Origin of the sequence: Aeromonas sp. ASNIH4 (assembly GCF_002934425.1) — a bacterium.
Taxonomy (GTDB): Bacteria; Pseudomonadota; Gammaproteobacteria; order Enterobacterales; family Aeromonadaceae; genus Aeromonas; species Aeromonas hydrophila.
Genome location: NZ_CP026217.1, coordinates 3567088 through 3592079 on the forward strand (window position 1 = coordinate 3567088; position 24992 = coordinate 3592079).

The window sequence follows — 24992 nt, forward strand, 5'->3', positions numbered from 1 at the left end:
ATAAATCAGAATTTAATGATAATTTCATGCCAATTAGTTTCATTTTCATCCAACTGGGCATCATAAATCCGAAGTTTCGCCTGATGAACCTGATGCATGCGCAGAAATCCCTCCGCCTGTTCGAGGGAGGCAAAGGTCAGCCGGCCCCCTCCGCTGTCGGTGAGACACTGCATCTCGCCGTCGGCCTCGACACAGAGCTGATACCCGCTGCCATCCAGACAGGCGATCAGCAGCCCCGCGTCCGGATAGTGACTGAGCCAATTGCGAAACCGGCCATGCTCCATACCCTCTCCCTCTACATCCTGCCATTCAGGCGGGCAGGTAACCCTGCGCCACCAGTTGCTGGCGACAACTGTATGCATCGGTAAACACCAGGCCGCCGATCCCCAGTGCCTGTGCGGCAGTCACGTTGGCCGGGCTGTCATCGATGAACAGGCACTGCTCGGCCTGCAAGTCGAACGACACCAGCAGATAGCGGTAGATATCCGGCTCCGGCTTCATCATCCGTACCCTTGCCGACACCACCTTGCCACTGAAGAAACGCCAGAAGGGCTGATGCTGCTCCAGCCAGTCGATACTGGCATGACCCATGTTGGAGAGTGCGTAGAGGGTATGACCCGCCCCATGCAGGCTCTCTATCAGGCTCAGCATAGCGGGATCCGGCACCAGCGAGGCGGGCACCGCCTGCAAAATCGCCAGGTTTTCGGCGGCGCTCAGCCCGGTGCGATGCTCGGCCTGACGGGCCATGGTGTGCAGTGAGAGAGTGCCACGGTCCACCTCCAGCCAGTCCGGGTGGTTGAACAGCCGCTCCGCCAGCAGCTCCGCTCCCTGCTCCCCACGTACCGAGCGCACGATACCGACCGGATCCCAGCTCACCACCACCCGTCCCAGATCGAAAATAATCGCCATCTTCACCTCCAGCTATCTGCATCATTACGACAGCAAGCGGGTCCGTTTTACCCGGTTTTGCCCCCGCAGGCTCACGCCCCTACCCTGCCCCGTTCGCCTCCCCCGGACAAGTTTTACTTGCATCGCACGGTCAAATCCCTTAATGGTTATGGCGTTACCTCAAGGACACACTCATGCACGCACCATTCTTTTTTGCTTTCTCGTTTATCCGGCCCTCATGAGGGAAGGCCCGTCGTCACGTGAAGCACTCGCGTAAACAGAAAGCAAAGACGAATCGAGCCTCCCCTAGCGGAGGTTTTTTTTTGCAGCCACCACAATCGATTACTTGGATAGGGAACCATCATGGCAACGCTCGACGAGATCAGACAAGACATCACCCAGTTGGATCAGGAGCTGCTCGCCCTGCTGGCCAAACGCAAGACCCTCAGCATCGAGGTCGCCCGCGCCAAGCAGGCCAACCCGCGCCCGATCCGCGATCCCCAGCGCGAGCAGGATCTGCTGGTCGCCCTGATCCAGAAAGGGCGTGTGCTGGGGCTGGACGCCCAGTACATCACCCGCATCTACCACACCATCATCGAAGACTCGGTGCTCTCCCAGCAGGCCTATCTGCAGAGCCTGCTCAACCCGGAGCAGCAGGAGCCGATGACCAGCGTCGCCTACCTGGGACCGCGCGGTTCCTACTCCAGCCTCGCCGCCCGCAAGTACCTGGCCCGCTACAAGGATCAGGTGATCGAGGTGAACTGTCAGAATTTCCGCGAGGTGCTGGATGCGGTGGAATCGGGCCGGGCCGCCTTCGGGGTGCTGCCTATCGAGAACACCAGCTCGGGCTCCATCAACGAGGTGTACGATGTGATGCAGCACACCAGCCTCTCCATCGTCGGTGAGCTGACCTACCCCATCGAGCACTGCATCCTCACCGCCGTGCCGACCGAGCTGGGTCGCATCAAGACCTTCTACGCCCACCCCCAGGTGTTCCAGCAGTGCTCCCATTACCTCAGCAAGCTGGAAGGGGCGCGCCACGAGATCTGCGACTCCTCCTCCAGCGCCATGATGAAGGTGAAGGAACTGGCAAGCCCGGAGGCGGCGGCCATCGGCAGCGCGGCCGGCGGCGAGCTGTACGGGCTGGACGTGCTGGCCGAGCAGCTGGCCAACCAGAAGGAGAACTACAGCCGCTTCATCGTGGTGGCGCGCAAGCCCATCGACGTCGCACCGCAGATCCCGGCCAAGACCACCCTCATCATGTCCACCTCCCAGAAACCGGGCTCGTTGGTGGAGGCGCTGCTGGTGCTGCGCAGCAACGAGATCAACATGACCAAGCTCGAGTCCCGCCCGGTGCAGGGCAACCCGTGGGAGGAGATGTTCTATCTGGATGTCTCCGCCAACCTGCAGACCCCGGCCATGCAGGCCGCACTGATGGAGCTGACCAAGATCACCCGCTACATCAAGGTGCTGGGCTGCTACCCGAGCGAAGACGTCAAGCCGACCGCCGTGCCGCCGGTGCTGCTGGGCAACTAGCCAGCGCTGCAATCCGCCAGGCTTGGGCGGCCGACACCGCCAATGAAAAAGGCGACCCTACGGGGTCGCCTTTTTGTCGTCCATTCGCCTGAGATATGCCGTCAGAACTGGCCCGCCATCAACTGGTTGATGTTGTAGAGGGCGCGGGTATCGAGCTCCATCTCGGTGGCATAGGTGTTGCCGCGGGGATAGGAGGCCACCACCCTGGCGCCGCGCACCATGCCGGCTACCGACACGTCCAGCGAGTTGGAGGTCTGGGTCAAGTCCTTGTAGCTGCTCTGGCCGCGTACCTGCTGGCCGTTGAGCTGTTCCGCCAGCTCGCGATAGGCATCCATCTTGGAGGCGCGAATGGCCTGCAGCATCTTCTCGGACTGGGACGGCCCCGGCTGTATGTCGATCACCGCGTAGCCGACCGCCTTGAGCACCGGGAAGTCATCCGGCTTGTTGTTGCCGCCGCCATAGTTGACCACCCGATTGCCGCCGCTGCACGCCGTCAACAGCAGCGCCAGCAGGCATCCGAACAGGATTTTCATTGCATCTACTCCTTGTCAGGGCGTCAGATTGACCAGATGGCCGCCGGGACGCGCCTGGCTGTCACGCATCAGGTAACCGCGGTTGATCGAGGCCCGGCCAAACGAATTGTTGGCACCGAACAGGTATTGTTGCGGGATCAGGCTCTGGGCCGTGGTCTCCACCATCTTGGTACGCAGGTCGATGATGCGGGCATTGACCAGGATCCCCTGCTTGTTGCGGCTGAAGGTACCGGTCAGGATGCGGGAGATGGGCAACCGGGGGGAGAGGTCCCGATAGTTGCGGCTCATCACGAAGTCCCCCTGCGGGGTGACCTTGATGCTGCCGGTCAGCTTGAAATCCACCACCACTTCCCCGCGCCGGTTAAGCTCGTAAATAAAGCTCTCCTCGATCTGCTGCCCCATCCAGTTGGTGTCCTGCAGGGTATCGAGATCGACGAAAGAGGAGACCGCGATGGGTTCGGTCAGGGTGGAGAGCGACTTGCGCTCCATCAGCTGATCGGTCATGCGCGCCACCAACCAGTTGAGTTCCATCCCCTGCGCCGCCTGACGAGGATCACCCTGCTCCCGGTTGATGGGGTCGGAGCCGCAGCCGGCCAATGCCAGGGCGAGCGCCAACGCCGTGATGAGTTTGTTCATGGATACCTTTCCTGTATCTGCACCTGATTTGTTATCGGTTCGACCGGCCAAAGCTTGAGCCGGGAATGAGGCATGGATCTTGCTAAATATTCGCGTGTGCTGTGCAACCGGCACGGTTCTGTGATCTGTATCGGCCGGCGACCTCGCTTCGACAGGGGTGAATCGCGCCGACCCGCATATTCAAGGTGCTTGTCATGAAATTACCGCTGCTGTTAACCCTGCTGCTGGCCAGTCTGTCGGCCCGGGCCGAGATCATCGAGGCGCAGGGCAGTGCCGCCATCCTGGGCGGAGACGAGGTCTACGCCCGCGAGCAGGCGACCCGCGATGCCCTGCGGCAGGCTCTGCTGGCCAGCGGCGCCGCCGTCTCCAGCATCCAGCGCCTGGAAAACGGCAGCCTGCGCTCCGAGCAGATCCAGATCCGCTCCGGCGGCGACATTCGCCAGTATCGGCTCAAGCGGGAAGAGGTGCGCAACGGCCGCATGTACATCACGGTGCAGGCCGACATCCAGGCCGAGCGCCAGATCTGCCAGACCCAGCACTACGCCAAGGATTTGACGCTGGTGCGGCTGCGGCTGCGCTACCCCGAGCAGGCGAGCTACGGCGCCCTCGACGACATGCCCGCCAACCTGTCACGCCGCATGTTCGAGGCCCTGGCCAACGCACCGCAAGGGGTGGCCGTGCGCCAGTGGCTGGACGAGAACCTGCGCATCGACCCGCTCCACCTGCAACAGGGGGATCGCAGCGCCCTCGAGGAGATCAAGGCGCTCAGCCTGCGCACCGACAGCCAGTATCTGGTGCTCGGCAGCATCGACGATCTCTCCCTCGAGCCGCAGGGCAACCAGCTGACCAGCTGGTATGAAGACCCCATCCGCAACTTTCGCATGCAGCTCTATCTGTTCGACGGCATCAACGGCAGCCTGCTCGGCCGCAAGGAGTACCAGGGCCGGGCCAACTGGACCTTCGCCAAGCGGGATCAGGTGGGCAGCAGCAGCGGCCAGTTCTGGCAGTCGAGCTATGGCCAGGAGGTCAACTACCTGTTGCAGGAAGCGGTGCAGGATCTGGTGGCCCAGCTCAGCTGCGCCCCGGTCACCGCCCGGGTGGTCGGCCAGAACGAGCGCGGCCCCCACATCAATCTGGGCCGCCGCAACGGCGTCCGGCTCGGGGATCAGTTCCGCATCCAGCACGATGCCGATTTCATCGACCCCTACGGCAAGTCGCGCATGATGCGCAACCCCGCCGACGGCTTGTTCGAAGTGGTGCAGGTGTTCGAGGATGGCGCCATCATCAGCAGCCAGAACAAATATTCGCCGTTTAACATCCAGATCGGGGATCTGGCAGTATTGGAATAAGAATCAAGGGTTTAAAAGGGAGCGGCTTCTTGTATAATGCCCGCCACAATGCTCCCGTAGCTCAGTAGGATAGAGCGGTCCCCTCCTAAGGGACAGGCCACTGGTTCGACTCCAGTCGGGAGCGCCATATAAAACAAGGGGTTGGCATCATCACGATGCCAACCCCTTGGTCGTTTTTGGCCTGGGGTACCACACGGGGTACCACAGCGTGCATTCCATAGCTAGAAACCAGAGAGACAAATAAGTCTCATTTGAATTGATTTCAGATATATATTATCTCCATGAACCTACCCAAGGGACTGCTCTGTGCAGTCCCTTTTTCATTGGAGATTTCTCATGGCTCACCTGATCGATACGATGGCCTACACCGGTCAAACGCCCTGGCATAGCCTTGGCAATGTTTTGCCCCCGCAACAATCCCTCGATATCTGGCTACAGGCAGCCGGCATGGATTGGACCATCGAGCAGAGCGACGTGATGTTTAACGTCGCCTCCGATGCGCTGCATATTCGCCCCTACAGCGATAGCAAGGTGCTTTATCGCTCCGATACCCTCGCCCCCCTATCGGTGGTCTCAAGTCGTTACAACGTGGTACAGCCTCACGAGGTGCTGCACTTCTATCAAGACCTGGTGGAAGCCGGTGGCTTTGAGCTGGAAACCGCAGGCTCGCTCAAAGGTGGCCGCAAACTGTGGGCACTGGCTAAGACCGGCCAGGATCTAAAACTCAAAGGCAATGACTTGGTAAAATCCTATCTGCTGCTGGCAACTAGCTGCGATGGCACGCTCTGTACCACGGCGCAGTTCACCTCGCTGCGAGTGGTCTGCAATAACACCCTGCAGATGGCACTGCGTGGCTCTACCGGCGCCATCAAGGTGCCCCACTCCACTCAGTTCGATGCGGCGACCGTCAAAGAGTCGCTCGGACTGGGGCTCTCCCATTGGGATGAGTTCAAGGCACAGACCAAGGCGCTGGCACAACGGCTAGTCGCCCCTGAAGAGGCGCTACGCTTTTTCAGCGACTTGCTGGCGCAACCGCTGGATGAGGAGAGCATCATTCTCACCAAGCCGGTACAACGGCTGCATGAGCTCTATCAGGGCGCGGGGATGGGCTCAGAGCTTGCCAGCTCTCGCAATACCGCCTGGGGGCTGGTCAATGCGGTCACCGAATACGTGGATCACCACCGCCGTGCCCGCAGCCAAGATCACCGGCTTGATTCCGCCTGGTTCGGTCAGGGCGCCCAACTCAAATCCCAAGCCCTGAATCAGGCACTTACTCTGCTGCAGTAATTCCTCTTCCCCATTCAAACCGCATAACGAACTCACCCGGACTGGCGTAAGCCAATCCGGGCGTCGCCATTTATGCCGTCAACAAGGAGTCGTCATGAAAGCAAAAGCCAAGTATGGCCAAGCCCTGCGGCTGGCCTCCACTCCCCAGTTAACCCGCGAGCAGTGGCTCGCTATCCGTAAACTCGGCATTGGTTCCTCCGATGCTGCCGTCGCAGTGGGGCTCTCCCCCTACAAATGCCCGCTCAGCCTCTGGCTGGAGAAGACCGGTCGCAAGGAGCCGGAGGATATATCCCACAAGGAAGCGGTGCTGTGGGGCATTGAGCTGGAGCCGGTGTTGGCGCAGGTCTATGCCAAACGCACTGGCTACAAGGTGCGCCGGGTCAATGCGGTGCTGCAACACCCCGATCAACCCTTCATGCTCGCCAACCTCGACCGAGAGGTAGTCGGCCATCCCGATGGGCCGGGCATTCTGGAGATCAAGACCGCCAGCTATCACAGCGCCCCCCAGTGGGAGGAAGGGGTGCCGGTGGCGTACCAGTGTCAGGTACTCCATCAGTTGGCCGTCACCGGCCATGCCTGGGCTGAGGTGGCAGTGCTGATCGGCGGCCAGGATTTTCGGATTTACCGCATCGAGCGCGATGAGGAGAAGATCCAGGATCTCACCGAGCGGGAAGCGCAGTTCTGGCAGATGGTGCAACAAGACCACCAGCCAGAGCCTGACGGCTCCAGTGATGCAGCCAATGCCCTGAGCTGGCTGTTCCCGCGTGACGATGGTCAGACGCTGGATCTCTCCGATTCCCCCGAGTTCAACCTGCTGTTTGGCGAACTACTGCGCTTGCGTCAGCAAAAGGAGGCTGTCGAGCAGCAGGAGTCACAACTCAAGCAGCGGCTGCAAGCCACCTTGGGTGAAGCGACAGCCGGGTTGTTTGCCGATGGCAAGATCACCTGGAAGCGCAGTAAAGACCGGCTAGCGCCGGATCTCGATAAGCTCGGTCAGGATCATCCCGACTTGCTCACCCGTTATGTCAAACCGGTGCCCGGCGTGCGCCGTTTTACCATTCAACCCTTGAGGCAAACACCATGATCAAAGGACTGGCGATCACCCCGCCCGTGATCGGGCGGATCTGCATCGGCAAGCTGGTGCAAAAACAGGATAAGTGGGTGCCGGAGAAGGACGACAGTTTCACCCTCACCACCCAGATACAACAAAAAGGGGGATGGTTGCTCCATCCCCTGCATCAACACTACTCATCGCAAAAAAGTGGCCAAGGGCAAGAGCAAACCAAGATCCGCGCCATTCCAGTGAGGGTGCTGTTCAACGATAGCGACTTGAATCTGCGGGCGGAATACAGCGCGTTTGACCGGCAAACCGGCAGGCCGCTCTGTGTCGGGAATGGGGAGGTGGCGAGACGTGTGGGGGCGCAAGGCATGGAGGAGGTCAGCTGCCCAGGACCAGAGCGCTGCGCCTTTGCAGGGCAACAGGGCTGCAAGCTGTACGGACGACTGAACCTGTTTGTGGAGGGGCAAGGGGATGAGCTGGGTAGCTTTATCTTCCGCACCACCGGCTACAACTCGGTACGCACCCTGGCGGCGCGACTGAAGTACCTGGAGGCTGTGAGCGGGGGCCATACACGCTATCTGCCGCTCACCCTGCGGTTGCGGGCCAAGAGCACCACCCAGTCCTACCGCACACCGGTCTACTACGTGGATTTGACGCTACGGGAAGAGACCAACCTGACTGAGGCAGTTAGGCTGGCACAGGAGGCGGCCCAACGTGACCAAGAAGCAGGCTTGGCCATCGAGCAGATGGAGCAAGCTGCTCGTGACTTGCTGCGTAATGGCCAGTTTGAGGATATTGATGAAGAGGTACCGATGCTGCTGGAGGAGTTCTATCCTGAGCCAGAAATGATAGCGTCATCTTCCACCTCACAGCCTTTGGCAACCGTAACAGCACCAAAACGCCTCAGCCCTCGTTCCTCGCCCCTGACCAGTAAACTGGGTAAAAACGCGGCCCCTTCACCGCCTACGCCTGAGCCACAAAGCCAATAACTTACATTGGCATCTTGTTACATCCAATCAAATCAATCAGTAGCACAATATTCTGCTACCCATCACGACGGGACGTTTATCACAAAGCGTCCCGTTATTTCTCTCCATCGCTGGTTTGGGGTCAATAGATCAAGCCCTAGTGACACTCACGAAATCGGCACTCATTTCATCTATTTCCCTCCATTTTCAGGTCAAGAAGGTCTCTTCGAGACTTTTGACCATGGGGGTCAGTGTACCTTGCCCTATTGACCGGGAGGAGACCATGGCACTGGTAGGTTACGCACGTGTTAGTACGGGAGGTCAGAGCCTTGAAGTCCAGCTTCGAGCACTGGCTGAATGCAATAAAGTTTTCCAGGAGAAGGTTAGCGGTGCCAGTGATGATAGGCCACAGCTTGCTCTCCTCTTGGATTATGTGAAGGAGGGAGACGTGGTGATGGTTACCAAGCTGGATCGTCTGGCTCGTAATACTCGTCACCTATTGGAAATATCAGAATTTCTACAACATAAGCAAGTTGCATTACGGATATTGAATCTGGGGATAGATACCTCAACACCTACTGGCAAGTTAATGCTCACCATGATCGGTGCTATCGCAACATTCGAACGAGAGTTGATGTTGGAGCGGCAAGCTGAAGGAATTGAGTTAGCCAAGCGACGAGGTGTTTATAAAGGCCGTAAGCCTACCGCAATGGCAAAAGGTAATGAAGTTCTGGCATTGGTTGCCAAGGGGTTACCCAGAGCTGAAATTGCCAAACGCACGGGGATCAGTATCTCCAGTGTGCAACGCATTCTCAGATCTCAGAGCAACTGAAAAAATAGTGTGGTTTACCGTTTCTGACTATAGCCATACACATCTATTTTATCATAGTTATTCAGTGAGATAAAAAATGAAAAAGCTGACATTCTGCTTACTACTAACGCTTATGTCTGGAAGTCAATCAATACAGGCGGCGGAGCCATTCACAGGCTTTCTGCCTGCACTAGTGCAGGACAAAACAGGAAAGCCATTTTGGTGCAACGCACATTTAAATTTAAACAGAAAATGCATCGCAACTGAAATAAGTAATCTTTCTATGGTCATTGTGCGCAGTCAACCATTTGGTGACTGTGAAGCTGGTATGTGGGGGTGGATCGCCACAGCAGGCTCCCCACAGAAAATTGCCATAGGCTACACAATTACACCCGATGAAAAATTCAATATTTCACTGAAAGATATGTGTCGACCTGGCACTGTTGTCAAATTTCAACCAAACAAGAAGTATAAAAATGAGGAAGATCTAGTTGGTTTTTACAATGGCAAAGAAATATTCAGATATCTGGGGCGTAAATAACCAGGTGCTTTTAAGATATGAGTAAATGCTACGAGGATTTTTATGAAAGACATACATCGATATTTATTGGCCTCGACTCTGATATTTTCGGCCCTAGCCTGCAATGCGCAAGAACAACGCTACCTCGCGATCCAACACACCGACACCGTCTACGCCAACCAAGGCGTCTGTGCGTATCACTTCTCTTTAGATAGTGGTGGTGCAGACGAGTTTGGTCATTTGTATATCACGCTGCAGTTTAATGACAAGAAGGGCAAAGCACTGGCCGAATCAACTCTGGAGGTTGAACCCTTCGGCGGGAGCTCCGCTACTCGTTATGGTGGCGGCTCTACGGAGGTTGATTGCGGACAGGTTGAGCAAGCCAAGTCCATCGCCATTATTCAGGCAACCGAGGTGTTTGCTCACAATCAGGTCACCCGGCTACCAATATCAACCTTCACCCCCGAGTTTCATCAACCACTGAAGATCACCGTGGGCGGCAAGTAGCCCACTTAAGAAAAACAAAGCCAAAGGGCGTCACCATCACGGTGACGCCCTTTTTCATTTCCAACCCTTGATGAGGATCATCACCCCATGTCACGACATTTCATTATCGGCGATCACTTGGTAACACCACAGCCTGAAGGCCACCATCACGGCCTCTTTGTTGGCCATGACCAGGTCATTCACTGTCGACCATCCCCTTCCGGAGAGCACTCAGGCCAACTGGCGCTGGCCTCGCTGGCGCAATTCAGTCAGCACTGCACCATTGAGGTCCAGCCCCATGCCCAACGTCTGTTCAGTCGAGAGGAAAGCCTGACACGGGCTTACGCCCGATTGAGTGAAGGTGAGCAAGGTCAACCATTTGCCAGTGGCGAGCAATTTGTTACGGCTATTTGCATTCTGAGGTAGGATCGCAGATTTAGCCCAGAATTGGAATTCGGCCCCTGTTGTGCAAAACATGGTTGACACTCGCTGTTTGACCATAGTACTGTTTTGTGCAAAAAGTGGTTGGAGGCCAGAATGAACGAATTTACGGGATCGGCAGCTTCACAGGCTGACTTTATTTGGAAGAACGCGGAAGACCTTTGGGGGGACTTCAAACATACGGACTTTGGCAAGATCATCTTGCCGTTTACCTTGCTGCGCCGCCTGGAGTGTGCTCTGGAGCCGACCCGCGAGGCGGTGAGAGAGGCATACGCCGCTTTCAAGGATGCCGATGTTGAGCTGGACACCATTCTGCGCTCAACCGCTGATTACCCATTTTACAACACCTCCGAATACTCCCTTGGCACCTTGGGTAGCACCAAGACGCGCCGCAATCTGGAAGACTACATCGCCCTGTTTTCAGATAACGCCCGCGCTATCTTCGAGGAGTTCGAGTTCGGCAATACCGTGATCCGACTGGAGAAGGCTGGCTTGCTATACAAGATATGCCAGAACTTCGCCAAGATCGACCTGCACCCTGAAGTGGTGCCGGATCGGGTGATGAGCAACATCTACGAACATCTGATTCGCCGCTTTGGTGCTGAGGTCAATGAAGGAGCCGAGGACTTCATGACGCCGCGTGACATCGTTCACCTGGCGACCGCGCTTTTGCTTGACCCGGATGACGCCCTGTTTGAGGCCAGCCCCGGTTTGATTCGTACCCTGTATGACCCGACCTGCGGCACGGGTGGGTTCCTCACTGATGCCATGAACCATGCGGGCGATTACGGTGGCCGCGACAAGGTACCGCCGGTTCTGGTGCCGTACGGGCAGGAGTTGGAGCCGGAAACCCATGCGGTTTGTGTGGCCGGTATGCTGATCCGCCGTCTGGAATCCGACCCTGGCCGCGATCTGTCGAAGAACATTCGTCAGGGCAGTACGCTGTCCAACGACCAGTTTGCCGGTGAGCGTTTCCACTACTGCCTGTCCAATCCGCCTTTTGGCAAGAAATGGGAGAAGGACAAAAACGCCGTCGAAGCGGAACACAAAAAAGGCGAATTGGGCCGCTTTGGGCCGGGCCTGCCGAAAATCAGCGATGGCTCCATGCTGTTTTTGATGCACCTGGCGAGCAAGCTAGAACTGCCGAGCAATGGCGGTGGCCGCGCCGCTATCGTGCTGTCCGGATCGCCACTATTCAACGGTGGTGCCGCGTCTGGCGAATCGGAAATCCGCCGTTGGTTGCTGGAAGACGACCTGATTGAAGCCATTGTAGCTCTGCCTACGGATCTGTTCTTCCGCACCAATATCGCCACCTACCTGTGGATTCTGTCCAACAAAAAGCCGCAGGAGCGCAAAGGCAAGGTGCAGTTGATCAACGCCACCGATCTGTGGACTTCAATCCGCAACGAGGGCAACAAACGCCGTATTGTCAGCGATGATCAGCGCCGCCAGATTTTGGACATCTACGCCGCTGGGGAAACCGATGTGCTTTCCCGGATGCTCGACTACCGCACCTTTGGCTACCGCCGTATCAAGGTACTGCGCCCGCTGCGCATGATCCTAGAACTGGATAAGGCGGGCATGGAGCGCCTGGAAGCCGACCCCGCTTGGGAAAAGCTCCCTGACGCGCATCAGGCATTCTGGCGCGACGCCCTCAAGCCGCTGATCGGGCAAGCGCAGACCTATGGCTGGGCAGAAAACTTTGCCAAGGACGCGATCAAGTCCGACGAAGCCAAGCAGCTCAAGGTCAAATCCAACAAGACATTGATCACCGCGCTGATCAACGCCTTTGGTCACAAAGACCCGAAAGCCGAGCCAGTCACGGATTCCAACGGCGAGCTGGTGCCAGACACAGATTTAACTGATTACGAGAACGTCCCCTATCTGGAGGACATCGACGACTACTTTGCCCGCGAAGTGCTTCCTCATGTCCCGGATGCTTGGCTGGATGAGAGCTTTACCGATGCAAGGGATGGTCAATTGGGCCGCGTTGGCTACGAGATCAACTTCAACCGCTTCTTCTACCAGTACCAGCCGCCGCGCAAGCTGCATGATATTGATGAAGACCTGAATCAGGTAGAAGCCGAGATTGCCGCGCTACTGGCGGAGGTGGCCAGCGAATGAGCCAGTACAAAGCGTATCCCGCGTACAAGGATTCCGGCGTTGAGTGGATTGGGCAGGTGCCGGAGCATTGGCAGGTAAAAAGGCTGAAGCACTTAATATCCCAATGCCAGAATGGCGTTTGGGGTGATGACCCACTGGAAGATGGCTCGGATACATTATGTATTCGGGTTGCAGATTTCGATAGGGATAACAACGTTGTCATTTATAACCCCTCAACGTATCGGCAGATTACCAAGGAACACCAAGATAGCCGGTTAGTTTCCAAAGGAGACATTCTCCTTGAGAAATCAGGAGGCGGTGTACAAACATTAGTGGGTGCAAATGTGCGCTATCTGGGAGAAGAGCCTGCCGTTTGCTCCAACTTTGTAGCAGTTATAAAGCCGTCAAAAAAGGCCGAGTCCGCATGGCTAAATTATCTAATGGCATCTATGTATGCGCTCAAGATAAATCTACGTTCCATTAAGCAATCTACAGGGATTCAAAATCTGGATTCTGAGCAATATCTTGATGAGGGTGTCGCTGCTCCTTCTCTTGACGAACAAGCCACCATCGCAACCGCCCTCGACCGCGAAACTGCCCGTATTGATGCGCTGATCGAGAAGAAAACCCGCTTTATCGAGCTACTGAAGGAAAAAGTGATTGCAACTGCAATGACCGAGCAAATGTACGGGGATGGGGAGCATATACGTTTAAGGCATTTGGTTCAGATAATTTCCAGGCCAGTCCAGCTAATTAGTGAAGATGAATATATTGCCTTGGGACTATACAACAGGGGCCGTGGCCTGTTTCACAAGCCTCCAACGCTGGGTAAGGATATTGGTGATTCAGACTTCTTCTATGTGGAAGAAGGCGATCTAATCCTTAGTGGGCAGTTTGCTTGGGAGGGTGCTGTAACCATGGCATCAAGCACAGAAAGTGGGTGTGTTGTGTCTCATCGTTACCCTATTGTGCGCGGGGGGGCGGTCGCTACAGAATATTTGTTCGCACTTCTGATGACAAATTTCGGCGATTTCTTATTGAATGAGTCTTCCCGTGGTTCAGCAGGAAGAAACCGCCCTCTGAACATCAATTTGCTCCTTAACGAAAAGATAAGGATGCCATCTGTAAAGACTCAAGAGGAAATCAAGGGCTTAATCAAGCTAAAGGCAACGCTTGAAGAAAAAGTCAAACATAGCATCGATCTACTTAAAGAACGCCGCGCTGCCTTTATCACCGCCGCTGTCACCGGCCAGATTGATTTGCGAGGAAAACAATAAATGCAATCAGCAGCACATCAGGAAAAACACTTCCAGCAATACATCATCGACCGGTTGGTAGAACAGGGCTGGAAGCTGGGTGATTCCAAGTTCTACGACACCGAACGAGCGGTGTACCCAGAAGACCTGGAAAGCTGGATTAAAACCAGCGGCCAGCAGGAAAAATGGGACAAGCTGGAACGGCTCAACGGGGCCAAAACCCTTGAAGTGCTGATGGATCGCCTGGATAAAGCACTGGAGAAACAAGGCACCATGCAGGTGTTGCGCCAGGGCTTTTCCATTGCCGGTTGTGGCCTGATCGAGATGACCGAGGCCGCACCGGAAGACAAGCGCAATGCAGCAGTCATTGAGCGCTACCAGGCCAATATCCTGCGCGTGGTGCCGGAGCTGAAGTATCACCCAGCCCGTGAATTTGCCATTGATCTGGTGCTGTTTATCAACGGCCTACCCGTGGCGACGGTGGAGCTTAAAACCGACTTCACCCAGTCGGCTGAAGCGGCGATGGATCAATACCGAAATGACCGTTTGCCCTACGATCCCAAGACCAAGCGCAGAGAACCACTGCTGACCTTCAAGCGTGGCGCGGTGGTGCATTTCGCCATGTCCGATTCCGTAATCATGATGGCAACCAAGCTGGACGGGGAAAATACCTTCTTCCTGCCGTTCAACAAGGGTCGCAAGGATGAAAGCGGCGCGGTACATGCGGGTAACCCGCCCGGTGAGATCAAGGCCGATGGCACCCAGGAATACCCGGTAGCCTACTTCTGGGAGGCGGTCTGCCAGCCGGATGCCTGGCTGCGGATTTTCCATAGCTTTGTCTACGTCGAGAAAAAGGACGTGGTGGATATTCAGGGCAACTGGTCGAAGAAAGAAACCCTGATTTTCCCGCGCTTTCACCAATGGACGGCAGTGAACCAGATGCTGGCCGATGCCCGCGAAAACGGCGCAGGCATGACCTACCTGTGTGACCACAGCGCCGGTTCCGGCAAGACCAGCACCATTTCCTGGACGGCCCATGACTTGGTGAAACTGCGCGAAGATAACGGCGATTCGGTATTTAACAGCGTGATCATTGTCACCGACCGCAATGTGCTGGACGGCCAGCTTCAGGACGCGGTGAAGCAGATTGACCATCAGTTTGGGGTGATCGCCGCCATTGACCGGCAGAAGTCATCCAAGTCCAAGAGCAAGCAACTCTCGGAGGCCTTGTTGTCTGGCACGCCGATTGTGGTGGTCACGATCCAGACCTTCCCCTACGCGATGGAAGCCATCATCACTGACAAGGCCCTGAAAGGGAAAAACTTTGCAGTAATCATTGATGAGGCACATAACTCGCAGACCGGCTCTACCGCCGCCAAGCTGCAAGCCGCACTGGGGATGAGCGGACAAGGCAAGATGTCCACCATGACGGTGGATGAGTTGCTGGAACAACTGCAAAAGTCTCGCGCTCGCCCGGACAATATCAGCTATTTCGCCTTTACCGGTACGCCAAAGCACTCCACGTTGATGCTGTTCGGTCGCCCAACAGATCCAAGCCAACCAGCCTCGGACGATAATCCGCCACAAGCCTTCCACCTGTACACCATGCGCCAGGCCATTGAGGAGAAGTTCATTCTCGATGTGCTGAAAGGCTATGTGCCCTACAAAACGGCGTTCAACCTCTCCAAGCAGCTTGAAGACAGCAAGCGGGTGAGCGGCAAGGCTGCCAAACGCGCCCTGGCACAGTGGATGTCATTGCACCCCACCAATGTGACCCAAAAGGTGCAGTTTATCGTTGAGCACTTCACCAAGAACGTCGCGCACCGGCTCGATGGCAAGGCCAAGGCGATGGTGGTCACTAGCTCCCGTGCCGCCGCCATTCGCTACAAGAAGGCGTTTGACCGCTATATCGAGCAGCACAGCGAGTACGGCTTTATTCATTCACTGGTGGCCTTCTCCGGCAAGATGACCGGCAAGCAGGTGATGCATCAGGATGACGGTGAGTTTAAGGACGATGTGTTTATCGTCGATGAGAGCGAGGAGTTTACCGAGCAGAGCATGAACCCGGATGTCCAAGGGCAGGATTTGCGCTTTGCCTTTGACCGACCTGAATACCGGGTGATGTTGGTGGCCGACAAGTTCCAGACCGGCTTTGACCAGCCCAAACTGGTCGCCATGTATGTGGACAAGAAAATCGCCAACCATGTGGAGATTGTGCAGACCTTCGCCCGCCTCAACCGGACGGCCCCCGGTAAGGATGAGGTCTTTATCATCGACTTTGTGAACGACCCGGAGAACGTGCGTCAGGCCTTTACCACCTATGACAAGGGTGCTCACATCGACGAAGTGCAAGACCTCAATGTGGTCTACGAGATCAAGGAGCGTTTGGACGAGCACGGCCTGTACGACGAGAAGGTCTTGGCTGCGTTCAAGGAAGCACGCTTCAAGACCATCCGCGACATCACCCATACCAAATCGCCACAGCACAAGGCGCTGTATGCCGCCACTGCTGGAGCGTCGGCCTTGTATAACGACAAGATGAAGATGCTGCGCGATGGCATGGCGACCTGGGAGGCGGCTTTTGAGAAGGCCCGCGCCAAGGGTGATGAGGCGGGCATGAAGTCTGCTGATCACCATCAGGAAGAGTACGCCGAGCAAATCAAGGCACTGATTGGCTTCAAGTCGGATTTGGGGCGTTTTTGTCGTACCTACTCTTATATCGCCCAACTGATTGATTTTGGCGACCCGGAGCTGGAGAACTTCGCCGCGTTCGCCAAGCTGCTGCAAAAGCGTCTATTGCACGAAGCACCGGAAACTGTGGACTTGACCGGCCTGGTGCTCACCGGCTTTGACATCAATGCTCGTCCAGATAACGCGGAAGACGAAGGCGAAACCCCGGTACTGCAACCGATCGGTGCAGGCGGTGGTGGCGCCGCAGGCGACAAGCCAAAATTCGTCAAAGAGATTATCGCGAGGCTCAACAGCCTGTTTGGTGAGGCGACGCCGATCCAGGATCAGGTGGCTTTCGTGAATCAGATTTCAGCGATTACCGGTGAAAGCGATGTCGTCATGGCTCAGGTGGAAAGCAACACCCGTGAGCAGGCTATGAAAGGCAACCTCCCCGGAGCTGTTCAGCAAGCGGTTGTTCGTGCTTTGTCCAGTCATCAGAAGCTGGCAACCCAGGTGCTCAAGTCTGACCGTCAGGGCATGACTGTATTGGTTGATATGGTGTATGACTTGCTGCGCCAAGGCAAAGACATCGACCTGGATATGGATTAAGCCAATGCTTGATCTGCTGAATCTTCCAGGCATCAAGCCGGTCGATATGCGCCACGAAAGTAAGTGCCTTGTGATAGTTGCTGAGTCGGTAACGGTCGAAGTGCCGTTATGTGGTGACTGCAACACCCCTATGCACAAACACGGCACGCGCAAAAACAAGTTCATGGACACGCCGCTGTACATGGAGCCCGTCCGCCTTGAAGTTCAGCGCCCGCGCTTTCGCTGTGAGTCGTGCGGCAAAATGTCCATGCCGGAGTTGAGTTTTCTGGATGACAAACGCCGAGCTACCAAACGGCTGGTCGATGTTATTCGGCAACAGTGCCTGGGAACCACCTTCCATGCTTTAGCCGAGCAAACCGGTGTGGCGGTGAACACCGTCAAGAACATCGCTCACGATCTCATTGAGGAACTCTCCCAAACCGTTCGTTACGAAACCCCGGTCATCATGGGTATCGACGAAGTGAACCTTGCCGGCGGGTATCGCTGTGTAATCACCAATCTGGCAACCAACAACGTCTTTGATATGTTAGAGCACCGGACCCAGGAGCATCTGAAGCCATTCTTCAAGGCGCTGCCGGACGCTGACAAGGTGGAATGGGTCTGTACCGATATGTGGCGGCCCTTCAAGCGTTCTTTTGCTCAATACCTGCCCAACGCCAAACTGGTGATCGACAAGTTCCATGTCGTTAAAATGGCCTCCGAAGCGCTGGAAGTTGAGCGCAAGAACTATCAGGCTCAGTTAAGCAAAGAAGACCGGATTTACGTCAAAAAATCCATTCGCTGGCTCACCCTGAAGCGGCCCGGTAACCTGACGCCCGCAGAACAAAAGGCGCTGGAAGTCGTGAAGCAGGCGATCCCTGAGCTTGCCGTAGCCTATGATTTCAAGGAAGCCTTCTTCCGCATCTACGATGAACTCGACAAGCAGAATGCTCAGAATGCCTTTGAAGCCTGGGAGAATAGCTTGCCAGACCAAGGGCTAGTGGCATTCAAGAAGCTGGCTAAAACGGTTCACAACCATTACGACGACATCTTTGCCTACTGGGATGCGCCGTTCTCAATCACCAATGGCTATACCGAAGGGCTCAACGGTCTGATCAAGATGTCCAACCGGTTAGGTCGGGGTTATAGCTACCCCATCATTCGGGCAAAGACGCTGTACTCCAAAGAAGCCCGAAAGGTCGGTAGTGGTATTCGAGCAGGTCACGGCAAGGTGGAATATGGGCCGCACATTCCGACGTTGTTGAAGCAGGCAGAGAGCGGGGAGCTGGATTAGCGCGAGAGAGTTGCATCAGAGAATCCAACCAATGTTAGATTCTGGTGAGGCAATGAAAACAGAGCAATCCAACCAAAGGCTGCATTTGACCTGACCAAGAATCCAGGGTCAGAATGGGCGAATTCCAACCCTAGAATGCAAATAGCCTTTGTTACTTGGTGCATAGAAGGGGTTAGGCATCCTCCCAAGCTGCTGCAGACCGCTGTAGCAACAGTGGTAGCTACCGAAGTGGCTCGTCACACGTTGGGTAAGGCGGCCACCAGTGCAACGGCTGGGCTTGCTGCCAGCACTCTGGCCACGACTGCTGGTGGTAGTGCCGCCTCTGCAACGGTAGCGTCGGTGACCGGTATTGCCACAGTCCCATTGTTAGCCCCCCTTGCCGTGGGCGTTGTCGCTGCCTATGGCGTCAGCAAACTATGGGATTGGTTAAACGACTGATCCATCACTTCAAAGCAAAACGCAGGGGTGCTCTCCTGCTGGAACTCAATGAGGAAACACCATGACCATTCCCTTTTTCCGGGACGGCTTTGCCTTGCCCGTAGCCCAAGCATTACTGGTTCTTCTCAACCAGGAAATCGCTAAAACCGAGCTCAATCTTGAGTGCTTAACCCAACTGACCTTCAACTTTCGCAACCCTGGCTACAGCGCCGAGCAAGGCGGCGTGCACCCGGTCGAGATCCGCTTGATCCGTGGGCTTGATGGTTGGCTATTCGATTACGTCACCGACTTTAGCTACCAAGGGCTTGGCCAGGATGCCGAGCTCTGCAAGGAGCTCGACTTCAACTTCCTCGATGGGGAACACACCATGTTGGGCTGGGGACCGTTGCGGCTGGCCGAAGCGCGGGAATTGTTCGACATCTGGCAAAGCAACTTTATTGCCTACTGCCGGTTGGAATGCTTCAGCGTCACGGTCGCAGGAGATTAGGAGGTTACGATGAGCCAAGAATTAGCGCTCTCCCACTACTCACGCCAGTGGCTGGGACGAGTCGCCACCAGCGCCAAGCTAACCCCCACTCGCAGTGGTCAGCGTTGGCTGCTGCACCTGACACCGGATAGCCCACAAGCCCGCACAGTCACCCTGCAAGTGCGCTGGTCTGGCGTGCAGTGGCAACTGCTCTCCCTCACCAATGCTGACGACTGGCGCACCATGAGCCAGCCGAGGGATGAGATCTGCATTGACCCCAAACGTCGCTGTTTCTGGCGTTGCCAAGCAGGGCCGGTGCCGCTCACCGAACAACCCCGGGTGCTGGCAAGCTTCTTGGCTGACCTGCAACGCATCTGCATCCATCGCGGCTATGCCGTGGAGAGTGACCCCATCCCTGACAAGGAGACCGAAGATGATTAACTCCGTGATCGCCATCGAGCTGGAGGCTTATCTTGAACACGATGGTCAGATTGAAACAGTGCATGACCAAGGCCTGCCGGTGGCCGGTTACGCCCTCTACCTGCGCTATGAAAACGAACGGGGCGACGCACTGGCGCAATGGCTGTGCGATCACCCGGATCACTGCTGGCTAACCCAGTTCGGCATCCTACTAGCCACCAGTGACTACATTCCGCTGCACGACTTCACCCCGCACACCTTGGCGGCCTGAACACAGCCAACCAAGCATGCGGTCACACCCCATTCAGTAACCAATTAACCAACTACTTCGCCTACCCTGCCGCATCTAACGTGGTGGGGCGATGGCGTATGGAGCCTAATCATGTTGCATCAAAAACTCACCGCCGGGGAGCAACCCGGCACCTACCGGGTGACTGACCTTGTCACCGACGATGACCTGCTCACCATCGCCCAAGCTGTTGCCCGGCAGAAACTGGCCAAGGGAGAAGCTATTACCGATAAACACGTGGCCCATCAAGCCCTGCAAGGGCTGCTGCAAACACGGGATCGCGAAGTTTTTGCGGCACTGTTCCTCGATAACCAACACCGGATCCTGGCCTACGAAGAGCTGTTCCTTGGCACCCTGTCCGCTGCGACCGTCTACCCCCGCGATGTCGTCAAGCGGGCACTGCACCACAATGCTGCCGCCCTGATGCTGGTGCATAACCACCCGTCGGGATACCCGGAACCCAGCCGGGCAGATATAGAAATAATCCAGCGCCTACAGGATGCCCTGGCACTGGTGGATATCCGGATTTTGGATCATCTGGTGGTCGGTACTGAGGGAGTGGTGTCGCTGGTCGAACGGGGCGTGTTGTAACGCTCTTTACCCCTGTCACACCTGTAAATCTCTCACCTTCCTCCGCACATTTAGAATCAAAGGAGAACGCCATGATTGAGTTCACCGACAGCTTTTGCGTATTCCGGTGAAGTTGAACAGTGATTCCGGAATCTGTGAACACCATTTCCGGAAAGTATGCGGACAGGGATTCTTCGAGCAGAAGCTGAGCTTTGAGGGGAGGCATCTTTTCGACTCACCGAACAAGCCAGCAGCCAAGCGCAGCGCGGCAGTTGTGGACCCAAGACGTTGGAACAGGACGGTTCATCTGACATCAGAGTACGTGCTCTGCGGTGTCTGGAATCGGTGTACACGCAAGCCGGAATCAGCGTTCATTTTAAACCGGAATAGGTGTTCATTTTCGACCGGAATATGCAGCTTTAGCCAGGCCGCCGTAGCGGAGGCCATGTGTGCCCACTCAGGACTCGCCAAGCTGGTCAGTCAGCTGTTAATGCTGCCGGGCTTTGCCTATGCCCACGATGTGGAGGGGCGACGTATTGGCGGGCCACTGGTAGCGCCCAACCCGGTGCTGCACAAGACAACGTTCTTTGTCAGTCCCCGCGATATGCGTGAACACCTGCCACGTGAGATTAACTTCGCCCGCTTTCGCAGTGCCTGTAATGCATCAGGTCAACCGGTCGGTGAGTGGCAACGGGTGATTGTCGGAGCCTACGTCAACCACGGCAGCAATAATGCACCGGATTGGGGTGGTAATCCCCCCATTTTTAGGGGCATTCAAAAGTAGAGGTCATGCGGCCTGTGCCAGACGCTGTTTCGGCGTGTAGCCACCCAGCGCCATATTGGGCCGCTCATGGTTATAAACCCACAGCCAGTTCGTGGCAAACTCCTGTAGTTCATTCAGTGACTCAAACAGGTAATGGCCCAGCCAGTCGTAGCGCACCGTGCGGTTAAACCGTTCGATGTAGGCATTCTGCTGCGGATTTCCTGGCTGGATATAGCCCAGGGTTATCCCCTCCTGTTTCGCCCATCGCTTGAGCTCTTCGCTGATGTATTCCGGGCCATTGTCACATCGGATAATGGCGGGCTTACCTCGCCACGTGATCACCTGCTCCAGCGCCCGTTTGACTCGTGAGGCGGGTAAGGAGAAATCCACCTCGATGCACAGCGCTTCACGATTGAAGTCATCGATCACATTAAACAGCCGCACCGAGCGGCCATCGCTGAGCTGGTCATGCATAAAGTCCATCGACCAGCACTGATTAGGCTGGTCGGGAACCGCCAACGGCTCTGGCTTAGCCCGAACCAACCGTTTCCTGGGTTTTATCCGCAGATTGAGCTCCAGCGCCCGATAGATCCGGTATACCCGTTTGTGATTCCAGCCAAAGCCTTGGACGTTGCGCAGGTACAAAAAGCATAACCCGAAGCCCCAGTTGCGCTGGCTGGCCGTGATACGTAGCAGCCAATCGGCAATTTCCTGGTTTTCATCGACCAGCACGGGCTGATAGCGATAGCAGCTTTCACTGACCTTGAAGATCCGGCAAGCCAGACGGATGGATATGGCGTAGTGAGTCACGGCTTTGGTCGCCATCTCCCGGCGGGCAGATGGCGTTACCACTTTTTTGCCATGGCCTCGGTGATGATCTCTGCCTTGAGGCGCTCCTCGGCGTACATCTTCTTGAGGCGGCGGTTTTCGTCCTCCAGCTCCTTGAGTCGAGCCATGAGGGAGGCATCCATCCCCCCGAATTTGGAACGCCACTTGTAGAAGGTGGTCGTGCTTATGCCATGCTCGCGGCAGAGCTCCGGGACGGGAGCTCCAGCCTCAGCTTGTTTGAGGATGGCGATGATCTGGGTATCGCTAAAGCGTGATGTTTTCATGTAGAACCTCCTGCGTTCAAGGTACGGGAAAATTCTACTTATGAGCACCCTGGTTTTTCGGGGGGATTACCGGGTAGCCATACCTGAGCCATGATAACCTGCGCATGCCCCACAGCCAGCCCCTCGGTATGAGGGGCTATTTCCGTTGGAAGGAAGCACAACGACACTGATGAGAAGATAGCAGCGGTGTGGTATCTCCATCCCGGCGAGATCATCGACAAAATGAACGATGCCTACCGATTCAAACAAAGTATGAAATCAGCCAGCTAACCCTGTTCATTTTTTGATGCTGATTGATAGGTATGAGTAGAAGCAGCTTGTGACTACTTGATTTCCGATTTAGTTGAGCAAAATTAAACCTAAAATGTCTCAATTTCGCGAATTTATTGCTTTTGGTGGTTGTAAAAAAAAGCTTTAAATGTTGTTTATCTACTCAATGACCATAGTCAAGTTCTCCGGCTTTAATAAACGTCACTTCAAACGCCTTACAAGGCCTGAATTGCTGCAAACGATTGACGAAGCTGAACGCATCGTTCATCTCGTAGTGCTGGAAGATGTCTAGGCCGCGATCCAGGGAGATTTTCCAGCCATGGTCGGTCACGATGTGGCGGGCATGGATCGTGCCGGTGCCGTCGAACGCCCAGGTGAAGTTGATACCTACCGCACTGGCGGACGCCTCCATCTTCTCGAAGTTCTCCTTCTGCTGTTCGCCTTTGAACTCGTCTTCCGTCGTCACCAGATGCACTGAGACCTCCTCATCCGGAGCCTTGTGCTTGACCACGGTCTCCAGAAACTCCATGAAGTTACGCACCTGGTAGAACAAGCGGATATACGGATCGGTGACAGTGATTGCTGTCGCGCACTTGAGATAAGGGCCGAGCAGCGTATCGAATGAGAGGCCCTTCTGGTTCTCCTGGAATGTGAGGTGTTTTTCCTTGAGAACTGGCTCGGTCAGAACAAGGGGCTCAGATGGACTTTTTGGCAAATCCGGTTGCGCGGCCTCTACGATTTCTCCGTCTTTACCCTCGGCGATGGTCTTGTGGTAGTAGCCGGGGTATTCCTCCTCTTCGAGCGTGGTGACAGGCTTGGCTTGGCCATCGCTGTCGTGATAGGTAAAGCGGACCTTGCCGTAGGTGGAGTCGATGCGCATCAGTTGGTCTTTGACGCGCTTGCGACCTTCAATCGCAAACCGCAGCAGTTCTTCGACCTCTTCTTCAGTCGCCTCCCCCTGCGGGAAAAGAATCTTCATCAAGCCGGAAAATGTCTTGTTGATACCATCGCGGTCCCGCGTCGAAATATCGGAAGAGAGAGAGAAGTGTTCCTTGTAACGGTCCGAGTAATCGTGATTGCGCAGCGAGCGAAGGATTTCAGCCAGATAGTCCACCACGAAGCCGTAACCACTGGAGAACATCTCACCCCGGATGATGTCGACCTCCCAGCCAGGGATGTAGAAGTGGATGCGGTCCAGAAACGCGGAATCGTAGAACTTGTCGGGTAGCTCGCAAAACAGATCAGAGTGCTTGAGCATGTAGGGCACGGTGTGCTGGGTGTTGCCCACGAACACCATGGAAGCCTCCGCGCCCAGGGTCTCGACGCCTCGCGAGAAAGACTTGTTGGCCATGTAGTTCTTCATGATGTCAACCAAGGCCTTGTCCACGCGCTTTTGCTTTCCGGCAAACTCATCGAAGGCGACGCAATCCCAGTAGCCGACCAAGCCAATCTTTCCGGAAGAGTTGTTCACGAACAGCTTGGGAACCGTGACCTCACCGCCCGAGATCAGGATGCCATGCGGCGAGAACTCCGAGTAGATGTGCGATTTTCCGGTCCCTTTGGGGCCAAGTTCAATCAGGTTGTAGTTGCGCTCACAAAACGGGATCAGACGGACCAATTGGGTTAGCTTGCTGCGCTTGCCAAACATCTGCGGGTTAAAGCCGATACTTTGCACCAGCAGGTCGATCCATTCATCAGTAGTAAATTGTTTGCGGGCCTTAACGTAACCGTCGAAATCGAAATGGGAGAGCTGGATCGGCTTGAGAGTCGACAAAATCCAGGGGCTGATGCTTGTGTCATCGGTAAACTCATATTCCAGATCAGCAATACACCACACGCCACCAACCAGGAGCTTGGGGTGCTTTTTCACCGTTACGGAATCAACAAGGACCTCTTTGATGCCCAGATTGGAGAACTGCGCCTGATAGACATCCTTCTTGTCGTTCAGATCGACACTGATCTTGTCGATGATCTTGTATCGCCCCTTTTCCTTGATGTTCGAGCGGACCAACCCGGCTTCATTCCGGTGAACATAGTGCTTGGCAAGGATCTCCTTGACCGTCTCAATTCCGGTCTGAATGGTCGGCTCATCGCTGGTGGCGCAATACTGGCCCAGCAGGTATTCCAGCACATAGGAGGGAACGATGGCGTTACCCTTGACCGTCTTGACGAGATCCTTACGGACAACGAGCCCCGGGAAGTGTGTGTTGATTTTTTGGTCAAGTTCGTTCATCGATC

24 protein-coding genes, 1 tRNA gene and 1 other annotated feature are annotated in these 24992 nt (G+C 55.7%); of the genes, 19 read left to right on the plus strand and 6 right to left on the minus strand.

The features are described 5' to 3' along the window. Positions 1–5: 5 nt before the first annotated feature. Both C2U40_RS16425 and C2U40_RS16430 read right to left on the minus strand, forming a co-directional pair. Entirely contained in the window at positions 6–284 is a 279-nt protein-coding gene (locus tag C2U40_RS16425) for a DUF6482 family protein (RefSeq protein WP_011705022.1), read from the minus strand. Positions 285–309: 25 nt separating this feature from the next. Next, positions 310–909, minus strand: coding sequence for an HAD family hydrolase (locus tag C2U40_RS16430; protein WP_077095310.1), 600 nt, complete (start codon positions 907–909; stop codon positions 310–312). A 169-nt stretch (positions 910–1078) separates the two neighbouring features. Continuing rightward, positions 1079–1213, plus strand: a sequence feature (Phe leader region). Between the two features lie 38 nt (positions 1214–1251). Here C2U40_RS16430 and pheA point away from each other — a divergent pair. Continuing rightward, the gene (gene pheA / locus C2U40_RS16435; RefSeq protein ID WP_011705019.1) at positions 1252–2424 is read left to right on the plus strand and encodes a prephenate dehydratase; all 1173 of its coding nucleotides are present in this window, start codon (positions 1252–1254) and stop codon (positions 2422–2424) included. Between the two features lie 101 nt (positions 2425–2525). On the opposite strand, the gene C2U40_RS16440 is transcribed toward pheA, so the two are convergent. Both C2U40_RS16440 and C2U40_RS16445 read right to left on the minus strand, forming a co-directional pair. Continuing rightward, entirely contained in the window at positions 2526–2957 is a 432-nt protein-coding gene (locus tag C2U40_RS16440) for an LPP20 family lipoprotein (protein WP_011705018.1), read from the minus strand. Positions 2958–2972: 15 nt separating this feature from the next. Beyond that, complete coding sequence (locus C2U40_RS16445) at positions 2973–3593, minus strand: FlgO family outer membrane protein (RefSeq protein WP_039215697.1); 621 nt, start codon at positions 3591–3593, stop codon at positions 2973–2975. Between the two features lie 194 nt (positions 3594–3787). Here C2U40_RS16445 and C2U40_RS16450 point away from each other — a divergent pair, with 194 nt between their 5' ends. The 18 genes from C2U40_RS16450 to C2U40_RS26750 all read left to right on the plus strand — a co-directional run bounded on the left by C2U40_RS16450 (position 3788) and on the right by C2U40_RS26750 (position 21393). Then, positions 3788–4942, plus strand: a complete 1155-nt coding sequence (locus tag C2U40_RS16450; RefSeq protein WP_103827287.1) for a flagellar assembly protein FlgT — start codon at positions 3788–3790, stop codon at positions 4940–4942. 50 nt (positions 4943–4992) lie between these two features. Further along, positions 4993–5069: transfer RNA gene (locus tag C2U40_RS16455), tRNA-Arg, on the plus strand. A 209-nt stretch (positions 5070–5278) separates the two neighbouring features. After that, the gene (locus tag C2U40_RS16460) at positions 5279–6229 is read left to right on the plus strand and encodes a DUF932 domain-containing protein (RefSeq protein WP_102989234.1); all 951 of its coding nucleotides are present in this window, start codon (positions 5279–5281) and stop codon (positions 6227–6229) included. A gap of 94 nt (positions 6230–6323) precedes the next feature. After that, entirely contained in the window at positions 6324–7313 is a 990-nt protein-coding gene (locus C2U40_RS16465; protein WP_102989235.1) for a YqaJ viral recombinase family nuclease, read from the plus strand. Further along, a complete protein-coding gene (locus C2U40_RS16470; protein ID WP_102989236.1) occupies positions 7310–8278 on the plus strand; it encodes a recombination directionality factor in 969 nt (322 codons plus the stop codon). Before C2U40_RS16465 ends, C2U40_RS16470 begins: the two co-directional genes overlap by 4 nt. Before the next feature lie 262 nt (positions 8279–8540). After that, positions 8541–9089, plus strand: a complete 549-nt coding sequence (locus C2U40_RS16475) for a recombinase family protein (RefSeq protein WP_102989237.1) — start codon at positions 8541–8543, stop codon at positions 9087–9089. Between the two features lie 76 nt (positions 9090–9165). Next, a complete protein-coding gene (locus C2U40_RS16480; RefSeq protein WP_102989238.1) occupies positions 9166–9609 on the plus strand; it encodes a hypothetical protein in 444 nt (147 codons plus the stop codon). A gap of 42 nt (positions 9610–9651) precedes the next feature. Then, positions 9652–10095 carry an IrmA family protein gene (locus tag C2U40_RS16485; protein WP_102989239.1) on the plus strand — a complete coding sequence of 148 codons (444 nt, stop codon included), beginning with the start codon at positions 9652–9654 and terminating at the stop codon, positions 10093–10095. A gap of 87 nt (positions 10096–10182) precedes the next feature. Next, a complete protein-coding gene (locus C2U40_RS16490; RefSeq protein WP_233768782.1) occupies positions 10183–10500 on the plus strand; it encodes a lecithin retinol acyltransferase family protein in 318 nt (105 codons plus the stop codon). 111 nt (positions 10501–10611) lie between these two features. Then, positions 10612–12639: a type I restriction-modification system subunit M gene (locus C2U40_RS16495; RefSeq protein WP_103827288.1), complete on the plus strand. Its 2028-nt coding sequence runs from the start codon at positions 10612–10614 to the stop codon at positions 12637–12639. Beyond that, positions 12636–13895 (plus strand): restriction endonuclease subunit S, encoded by a 1260-nt coding sequence (locus C2U40_RS16500; protein WP_103827289.1) that lies wholly within the window; start codon positions 12636–12638, stop codon positions 13893–13895. Before C2U40_RS16495 ends, C2U40_RS16500 begins: the two co-directional genes overlap by 4 nt. Next, the gene (locus C2U40_RS16505; RefSeq protein ID WP_103827290.1) at positions 13896–17153 is read left to right on the plus strand and encodes a type I restriction endonuclease subunit R; all 3258 of its coding nucleotides are present in this window, start codon (positions 13896–13898) and stop codon (positions 17151–17153) included. 4 nt (positions 17154–17157) lie between these two features. After that, a complete protein-coding gene (locus C2U40_RS16510) occupies positions 17158–18426 on the plus strand; it encodes an ISL3 family transposase (protein ID WP_103827291.1) in 1269 nt (422 codons plus the stop codon). A 499-nt stretch (positions 18427–18925) separates the two neighbouring features. Then, positions 18926–19351, plus strand: a complete 426-nt coding sequence (locus C2U40_RS16520; protein ID WP_102989241.1) for a DUF2787 domain-containing protein — start codon at positions 18926–18928, stop codon at positions 19349–19351. A 9-nt stretch (positions 19352–19360) separates the two neighbouring features. Further along, positions 19361–19771, plus strand: a complete 411-nt coding sequence (locus C2U40_RS16525) for a hypothetical protein (RefSeq protein WP_102989243.1) — start codon at positions 19361–19363, stop codon at positions 19769–19771. After that, positions 19764–20021 carry a hypothetical protein gene (locus C2U40_RS16530; protein ID WP_102989244.1) on the plus strand — a complete coding sequence of 86 codons (258 nt, stop codon included), beginning with the start codon at positions 19764–19766 and terminating at the stop codon, positions 20019–20021. The genes C2U40_RS16525 and C2U40_RS16530 overlap by 8 nt, the downstream gene beginning before the upstream one ends. Positions 20022–20132: 111 nt before the next feature. Beyond that, the gene (gene radC, locus C2U40_RS16535; RefSeq protein ID WP_102989245.1) at positions 20133–20630 is read left to right on the plus strand and encodes a RadC family protein; all 498 of its coding nucleotides are present in this window, start codon (positions 20133–20135) and stop codon (positions 20628–20630) included. 94 nt (positions 20631–20724) lie between these two features. Continuing rightward, entirely contained in the window at positions 20725–21393 is a 669-nt protein-coding gene (locus C2U40_RS26750) for a hypothetical protein (protein WP_233768783.1), read from the plus strand. A gap of 3 nt (positions 21394–21396) precedes the next feature. Here the strand turns inward: C2U40_RS26750 and C2U40_RS16545 are convergent. Together C2U40_RS16545 and brxL are read right to left on the minus strand one after the other, a co-directional pair. Then, positions 21397–22484 (minus strand): IS3-like element ISKpn10 family transposase gene (locus tag C2U40_RS16545; RefSeq protein WP_099368947.1). Its coding sequence is split into 2 segments (ribosomal slippage): positions 21397–22232 and positions 22232–22484, totalling 1089 coding nucleotides; the frame shifts between segments, so codons are not numbered across the junction. A 433-nt stretch (positions 22485–22917) separates the two neighbouring features. Further along, positions 22918–24987 carry a BREX system Lon protease-like protein BrxL gene (brxL, locus tag C2U40_RS16550; protein WP_102989246.1) on the minus strand — a complete coding sequence of 690 codons (2070 nt, stop codon included), beginning with the start codon at positions 24985–24987 and terminating at the stop codon, positions 22918–22920. Positions 24988–24992 lie beyond the last annotated feature (5 nt).

What these genes read in the sequence shown, in the direction of transcription:
- C2U40_RS16425 (WP_011705022.1), bottom strand. Translation starts at nt 284, where the DNA reads ATGGAGCATGGCCGGTTTCGCAATTGGCTCAGTCACTATCCGGACGCG.
- C2U40_RS16430 (WP_077095310.1), bottom strand. Translation starts at nt 909, where the DNA reads ATGGCGATTATTTTCGATCTGGGACGGGTGGTGGTGAGCTGGGATCCG.
- pheA (WP_011705019.1), top strand. Translation starts at nt 1,252, where the DNA reads ATGGCAACGCTCGACGAGATCAGACAAGACATCACCCAGTTGGATCAG.
- C2U40_RS16440 (WP_011705018.1), bottom strand. Translation starts at nt 2,957, where the DNA reads ATGAAAATCCTGTTCGGATGCCTGCTGGCGCTGCTGTTGACGGCGTGC.
- C2U40_RS16445 (WP_039215697.1), bottom strand. Translation starts at nt 3,593, where the DNA reads ATGAACAAACTCATCACGGCGTTGGCGCTCGCCCTGGCATTGGCCGGC.
- C2U40_RS16450 (WP_103827287.1), top strand. Translation starts at nt 3,788, where the DNA reads ATGAAATTACCGCTGCTGTTAACCCTGCTGCTGGCCAGTCTGTCGGCC.
- C2U40_RS16460 (WP_102989234.1), top strand. Translation starts at nt 5,279, where the DNA reads ATGGCTCACCTGATCGATACGATGGCCTACACCGGTCAAACGCCCTGG.
- C2U40_RS16465 (WP_102989235.1), top strand. Translation starts at nt 6,324, where the DNA reads ATGAAAGCAAAAGCCAAGTATGGCCAAGCCCTGCGGCTGGCCTCCACT.
- C2U40_RS16470 (WP_102989236.1), top strand. Translation starts at nt 7,310, where the DNA reads ATGATCAAAGGACTGGCGATCACCCCGCCCGTGATCGGGCGGATCTGC.
- C2U40_RS16475 (WP_102989237.1), top strand. Translation starts at nt 8,541, where the DNA reads ATGGCACTGGTAGGTTACGCACGTGTTAGTACGGGAGGTCAGAGCCTT.
- C2U40_RS16480 (WP_102989238.1), top strand. Translation starts at nt 9,166, where the DNA reads ATGAAAAAGCTGACATTCTGCTTACTACTAACGCTTATGTCTGGAAGT.
- C2U40_RS16485 (WP_102989239.1), top strand. Translation starts at nt 9,652, where the DNA reads ATGAAAGACATACATCGATATTTATTGGCCTCGACTCTGATATTTTCG.
- C2U40_RS16490 (WP_233768782.1), top strand. Translation starts at nt 10,183, where the DNA reads ATGTCACGACATTTCATTATCGGCGATCACTTGGTAACACCACAGCCT.
- C2U40_RS16495 (WP_103827288.1), top strand. Translation starts at nt 10,612, where the DNA reads ATGAACGAATTTACGGGATCGGCAGCTTCACAGGCTGACTTTATTTGG.
- C2U40_RS16500 (WP_103827289.1), top strand. Translation starts at nt 12,636, where the DNA reads ATGAGCCAGTACAAAGCGTATCCCGCGTACAAGGATTCCGGCGTTGAG.
- C2U40_RS16505 (WP_103827290.1), top strand. Translation starts at nt 13,896, where the DNA reads ATGCAATCAGCAGCACATCAGGAAAAACACTTCCAGCAATACATCATC.
- C2U40_RS16510 (WP_103827291.1), top strand. Translation starts at nt 17,158, where the DNA reads ATGCTTGATCTGCTGAATCTTCCAGGCATCAAGCCGGTCGATATGCGC.
- C2U40_RS16520 (WP_102989241.1), top strand. Translation starts at nt 18,926, where the DNA reads ATGACCATTCCCTTTTTCCGGGACGGCTTTGCCTTGCCCGTAGCCCAA.
- C2U40_RS16525 (WP_102989243.1), top strand. Translation starts at nt 19,361, where the DNA reads ATGAGCCAAGAATTAGCGCTCTCCCACTACTCACGCCAGTGGCTGGGA.
- C2U40_RS16530 (WP_102989244.1), top strand. Translation starts at nt 19,764, where the DNA reads ATGATTAACTCCGTGATCGCCATCGAGCTGGAGGCTTATCTTGAACAC.
- radC (WP_102989245.1), top strand. Translation starts at nt 20,133, where the DNA reads ATGTTGCATCAAAAACTCACCGCCGGGGAGCAACCCGGCACCTACCGG.
- brxL (WP_102989246.1), bottom strand. Translation starts at nt 24,987, where the DNA reads ATGAACGAACTTGACCAAAAAATCAACACACACTTCCCGGGGCTCGTT.